Raw genomic sequence first — 5,565 nt, 5'->3', positions numbered from 1 at the left:
TCGGTTAGCTCGAAATGCTGAACGGCGCGGTAGGTGAAGGGCCAGCCCTCGGCCCCATTATGCTGGTACACGAGGGTGGCCGCTTTCGGCCCCGCCGTTACGACCTCCCACGGGTGGCGCAAGCCGTCGCCATGGATCGCGTGCGGCTGATCCGCCCCGGTCGGCCCGGCCTGATAGCGCACGCCGCCATAGCGAAAGCGCCCTTCCTTGATACGGTTAGAAAAGGGCACCAGCGGATAACAACTGCTAAGCCGCGCCTCGTGTGGGCCGTTCGGGTCGAGCGGGCGGAATAGCGCCGTCTCGCCCTGCTGGAACTTTACAATCGAGCCGCCCAACTGGGGCGCAAGGTCGAGCGCAAGCGCGCCGGACACGAGTGAAAGCGTTTGAATCGTCATGGCACTCGGCACCGCATTATCATCAGAGCAACGAAAAAGAGTGCGACGACCTTAACCTTGCCAGCGCGGCCCGGCTAGTGTTCATCTCAAGGTCATCGTTGATCAGGAGGGTGCCGACGTGAACTTGAAAGACCATATCCGGCATGTGCCGGATTTCCCGAAACCGGGCATTCTTTTTTACGATATTTCCACACTCCTCGCCCATGCCGAGGCGTGGAAAGAGGCGGTAAAGCGGCTCCATGCCATCGTCGCGCCGCTCAAGCCGGATCTGCTGGTGGGCATCGAATCGCGCGGCTTTCTGGTCGCGGCGCCCTTGGCGCTGGAACTTGGTATCGGCTTTGTGATGGTGCGCAAAAAAGGCAAACTGCCGGGGCCGACCATCCGCCACAGCTATGCGCTGGAATATGGCGAGGACACGATCGAAATTCAGGAAGATGCGCTTCAACCCGGTCAGCGCGTCGTGGTGCTCGACGATCTGCTCGCCACCGGCGGCACCATGGCGGCGACCATCGAACTCATCCGCAAAGTGGGTGGCGAGGTGGCGGCGACGGCCTATTTGATCGAACTCAGCTTTCTCCACGGGCGCGAACGTTTAGCCGCGCTGGGCGTGCCGAGCTATAGTTTGATGGAGTATGAGAGTTAGGCCTTCTCCGGCAGCCTCGGAAGCAGAACCGCCAAGGTCGCCGTGAGGGCGTTACTTTCCGAGATTTCCGCCCCGCGCGGCGGCACCTGGGTGCGGAGTAAGCGGGTGAGCGTTGCCGCCAAAGCTTCTTCGGAAACCTGCTGCGCCCGGCCTTCCGCAAGCAGCCCCTCGCTCTCGTCGCGGAAATTCTCCATATGGGGGCCGAACAGAACGGGCACGCCGAGGCGAGCGGCTTCGGTCGGGTTTTGCCCGCCGTGGGGGATAAAGCTGCCGCCGATCACGGCGACGCGGGCGAGGCGATACCAGAGACCAAGCTCGCCCATGGTATCGGCGATATAGAGCCCGCCACGGGGAATCCCTGCGCCTTGGGAGCGGCAGGGCGCGGCCAAATCGGCGGCAAGCTCCGGCCCGCGATTGGGATGGCGCGGCGCAATGATCGTCAGCAGGTCAGGGAAATCGGCAAGCAGCGCGCGGTGCGCCTCGGCAATCAGCCCCTCCTCCCCCGGATGGGTGCTGGCCGCGACGACGATGGGGCGGTCGCCAAGGAGCGCGCGCGCCTCAGCCAAAGCTAACCCATCGACCGGCAAGGGGTCGGCTGCAAGTTTCAGATTACCCACCGCCTGCACCCGTACCGCCCCTAAGGCACGAAACCGCGCGGCATCTTCCTCCCCCCGCGCCAGAACGTCGGAGAAACACCCGAGCAAGTGCCGAATGATCGGTTTCGCCAGTTGCCAGCGTTGAAAGGAGCGATCCGATAGACGCCCGTTCAGCAACACGGCGGGGGTGCCGCGCGCTTTCAGCCGCGTCAGAATCGTTGGCCACAGGTCAGACTCGGTCCAGAGCACCAGATCGGGCTGCCAATGGGCAAGGAACCGATCCACCGCCCAAGGTGCATCGATGGGAATGAACTGATGCAGCACGCCCGGCGGCAAGCGCTCGCCCATCAGCGCCGCCGAGGTCACAGTTCCCGTGGTCACGAGCAAGACCAGATCGGGACGCGCCGCGCGCAGGGCCGCCACCAGGGGAAGCAATGCCAGCGATTCGCCAACGCTCGCCCCATGCAGCCAGACCAGAGGACCATTCGGGCGCGGCAGCCCCGGCACGCCTAAGCGCTCGCGCCACCGGTGTGGATGCTCCTTACCGCGCTTCAGCCGCCGCCCGAGGAAAACCGGCAACAGCGGCTTCAACCCCCAACCGATTCCCCGATAGAGCGCCAGCACGGCGGCAACCCTCATGCCGCCGCCGCGAGCGTGGCTTGATAGGCGGCGTAAGTTTGCGTGATCCCGTCGCGCAAGGACAGGGACGGCTTCCAGCCGAGGCTCGTGAGGCGCGACACGTCGAGCAGCTTGCGCGGCGTGCCGTCGGGCTTGCTCGTGTCCTGCACCAGTTTGCCCTGGAACCCCACGATGTCCTTCACCAGCAAGGCCAACTCGCCAATCGGAATATCATCACCGACCCCGACATTGATGATCTCGGAGCTATCGTAAGTCTGCATCAGGAAAATCGCGGCATCGGCGAGATCATCGCAATGCAGAAACTCGCGGCGCGGCGTGCCCGTACCCCACACGACGACTTCCGGCGCGCCCGCCAGCTTGGCTTCGTGGAATTTGCGGATCAGCGCGGGCAGCACGTGGCTATTGTTGAGATCGTAATTATCGCCCGGCCCATAAAGGTTGGTCGGCATCAGGGAAATGCCCTTGAAACCGAACTGACGGCGATAGGCGTTAATCATTTCGATTCCGGCGATCTTGGCGACCGCATAGGCTGAATTGGTTGGCTCCAGAATGCCGGTGAGCAAATGCTCTTCCTTCATCGGCTGCGGCGCGAACTTCGGATAAATGCAGGAGGAGCCGAGGAAAACGAATTTTTCGACGCCCGCCCGATAGGAGGCATCGATCAAATTCGTCTGGATCAACAGATTCTCGCGGATAAAATCGCCGGGAAACTGATTATTGGCCTGAATTCCGCCCACTTTGGCGGCGGCATCAAACACAAACTGCGGCTTATGGGCGGCAAGATAGGCGTCGAGTGCAGCCCGGTCAGTCAGATCGACCTCGGCCCGGCCCGGCGTCAGCAGGTTCGTAAATCCCTTGGTGCGTAGCTGCCGCACAATCGCCCCGCCTACGAGGCCGCGCGCGCCCGCCACAAGAATCCGTGCCGATTGGTCCATTATTCCTCCTCGCCCCAAATGGGCTCATAGCGGGGATGTACGACGCACACGCCCGTGCTGCAAGGGGGGACTAGCGGGGTTTGCCGCGCCTGCCTATAGTGCGCCCCATGTTTTCCCGCTTCGACCGCTATATCGCGCGGCAGGTGATCGTTGCCACGCTCGCCGTGCTGCTGGTGCTGACGGCAGCGATCTGGCTCAGCCAATCGCTGCGCTTCATCGATCTAACCGTCAATCGCGGCCTGCCGATCTCCACCTTCATCAGCATTTCGGCCCTGGTTCTGCCGAATTTCCTCACGGTGATTCTGCCAATCGCCTTGTTCGCCGCCGTGCTGTTCACTTACAATGGTCTGCAGTCCGACAGCGAGTTGCTGGCGATGCGCGCCGTTGGCCTGGGGCCAAGCCAGTTGATGCGCCCGGCGGTGATTGTGATGGGGATGGCGCTGGTTATCGGCTACGGCCTCACCCTCTACGGTCTCCCCGCCTCCTACCGCGCCTTTAAGGATATGCAGGCGAGCTTGCGCAGCAATTTCGCCGCCGTGTTGCTGCAAGAGGGGGTGTTCACCCAGCTTGATGAAAAGCTGACCCTGTTTGTGCGCGAGCAAGGCACCCAAGGCGATCTGTTCGGCATCATGGTCCACGACGGCCGCAATCCCCTGCGCCCCGCCACCTATATCGCCGACCGCGGCACCATCGTGCAAAGCCCGGACGGGCCGCGCCTGATTATGGTGAGCGGCAACCGGCAGGAGTTGGATCGGGAAACCGGGCGCGTCAGCTTTTTGTTTTTCGACCGCTACACGGTGGATATCGACCGCGTGACCGGCCAAGTCGGCCCCCGCCAGCGCGAGGGCACCGAACGCTATCTTGATGAACTGCTGTGGCCGGAAGACGGGCTGGATGAACGCACCCGGCGCGGCCTCTTCATCGAAGCCCACCAGCGTTTAGCCGCCCCCTTGATGATCCCGGCGTTTTTGGCGATTGCTTTCGGCGCGCTGCTGTCGGGCGATTTCAACCGGCGCGGCCAGACCCGGCGGATTTTCATGGCCGTCTTGCTCGCCGCCCTCACCCAAGCCGGCTTTTTCGCGCTCTCGACCGTGGCGAGCCGCATGAGCGGCGCGGTGATTCTTCTCTATCTTCTCCCCGCCTTGATCATTCTCACGGCCGGTGTACTGATTACGCGGCCCGCGCTGCTGTTCCCGCAGCCGGAGGCCCGCTAATGCTCATCTCGCCGCTATTTTGCGGCTATATCGCCCGGCATTTCGGCGTATGGCTGCTAAGCTTCTTTCTTGGCCTCGCGGCGGTGATCTTCATCGCCGATGTTGTCGAGCTGTTGCGCCGCGCCGCCTCTAAACCTGATGTGGGGCTGGCGACCGTTCTGCATCTCGCCTTGCTCAAGTTGCCGCAGACGGCGCAAACCTTGATGCCTTTCGCCGTTCTGTTCGGCGCGATCATGGCCTTCTGGCGCTTGACCCGCAGCAATGAGTTGATCGTCGCCCGCGCCGCCGGAATTAGCGTGTGGCAGTTCCTCGCCCCGGCGCTGGTCGTCGCCGTCGGGCTTGGGATTGTTAAGGTCGCGCTCTTGAACCAACTCGCCGCCGTGACCTTCGCCCGGTACGAGGTGCTGGAAGGTCGTCTGCTGCGCGGCCAGGTGGAGCAGATGATCGTCTCCCCCGCCGGGCTGTGGCTGCGGCAGGCGGGGGCCGAGGGCGCGACTGCGATAATCCACGCCGATCAGGTCAGCCGCGATTTGCGCAGCCTGGGCGGGGTGATGATCCTGCGCTACGACCCGCAAGGCCGCTTCCTGTCGCGCGTCGATTCGGCCACGGCCACCTTGAGCGACGGGGCGTGGATCGTCGAACCCGCCTTCGAAGCGCCGAACGGCCAGCCCTCGAAGCCCATTGGGCGGCTGGTGTTGCCCACCGACCTGACCCCCGACCGGATTCAAGAAAGCTTCGCCCGGCCCGAAACCATGTCCTTCTGGGCTTTGCCGGATTTCATTTCGGTGCTGGAGAACGCGGGCTTTTCGGCAACGCGCCACCGGCTGTATCTGCACAGTCAATTGGCCGTGCCGATCTTGCTGGGGGCGATGGTGTTGATCGCCGCCACCTTCTCCCTGCGCCCGGCGCGGCGCGGCGGCGTGGGGGCGCGGATCGGCCTGGGTGTGATTATCGGCTTCGGCTTTTACTTAATGAACGATCTCGTGCAGGCCTTAGGCAAATCCGCCAGCATCCCCGTGGAACTGGCGGCCTGGACCCCGGCGGCGATTGGCTGCCTCTTCGGCCTCGCAACGCTTTTGTATCTGGAGGATGGTTAGAATGGCCGAACGGGCGCTTACCCTCGCGCTGGCGCAACTCAATCCC

The 5,565-nt window shown here is 63.4% G+C and carries 5 protein-coding genes and 1 pseudogene; 3 read left to right on the top strand and 3 right to left on the bottom strand.

The window, feature by feature from the left end:
* Positions 1 to 395, bottom strand: a pseudogene (locus ACIQ36_RS17815) (hypothetical protein); the annotation flags it as partial.
* Between the two features lie 118 nt (positions 396 to 513).
* Here ACIQ36_RS17815 and ACIQ36_RS17810 point away from each other — a divergent pair.
* Positions 514 to 1,038 carry an adenine phosphoribosyltransferase gene (locus tag ACIQ36_RS17810; protein ID WP_395831809.1) on the top strand — a complete coding sequence of 175 codons (525 nt, stop codon included), beginning with the start codon at positions 514 to 516 and terminating at the stop codon, positions 1,036 to 1,038.
* Here ACIQ36_RS17810 and ACIQ36_RS17805 read toward each other — a convergent pair.
* Complete coding sequence (locus tag ACIQ36_RS17805; protein WP_395831807.1) at positions 1,035 to 2,273, bottom strand: 3-deoxy-D-manno-octulosonic acid transferase; 1,239 nt, start codon at positions 2,271 to 2,273, stop codon at positions 1,035 to 1,037. The genes ACIQ36_RS17810 and ACIQ36_RS17805 overlap by 4 nt on opposite strands.
* A complete protein-coding gene (locus tag ACIQ36_RS17800; RefSeq protein WP_395831804.1) occupies positions 2,270 to 3,208 on the bottom strand; it encodes a GDP-L-fucose synthase family protein in 939 nt (312 codons plus the stop codon). Before ACIQ36_RS17800 ends, ACIQ36_RS17805 begins: the two co-directional genes overlap by 4 nt.
* A 107-nt stretch (positions 3,209 to 3,315) precedes the next feature.
* Here ACIQ36_RS17800 and lptF point away from each other — a divergent pair, with 107 nt between their 5' ends.
* Both lptF and lptG read left to right on the top strand, forming a co-directional pair.
* Positions 3,316 to 4,422 (top strand): LPS export ABC transporter permease LptF, encoded by a 1,107-nt coding sequence (gene lptF, locus ACIQ36_RS17795; protein WP_395831802.1) that lies wholly within the window; start codon positions 3,316 to 3,318, stop codon positions 4,420 to 4,422.
* Positions 4,422 to 5,519 carry an LPS export ABC transporter permease LptG gene (gene lptG, locus ACIQ36_RS17790; RefSeq protein WP_395831800.1) on the top strand — a complete coding sequence of 366 codons (1,098 nt, stop codon included), beginning with the start codon at positions 4,422 to 4,424 and terminating at the stop codon, positions 5,517 to 5,519. The genes lptF and lptG overlap by 1 nt, the downstream gene beginning before the upstream one ends.
* Positions 5,520 to 5,565 lie beyond the last annotated feature (46 nt).

Source organism: Elstera sp. (assembly GCF_044372965.1).
Lineage (GTDB): Bacteria > Pseudomonadota > Alphaproteobacteria > Elsterales > Elsteraceae > Elstera.
The sequence above is the reverse complement of the archived record's forward strand: the minus strand, read 5'-3'. Positions and strand labels throughout refer to the sequence as shown.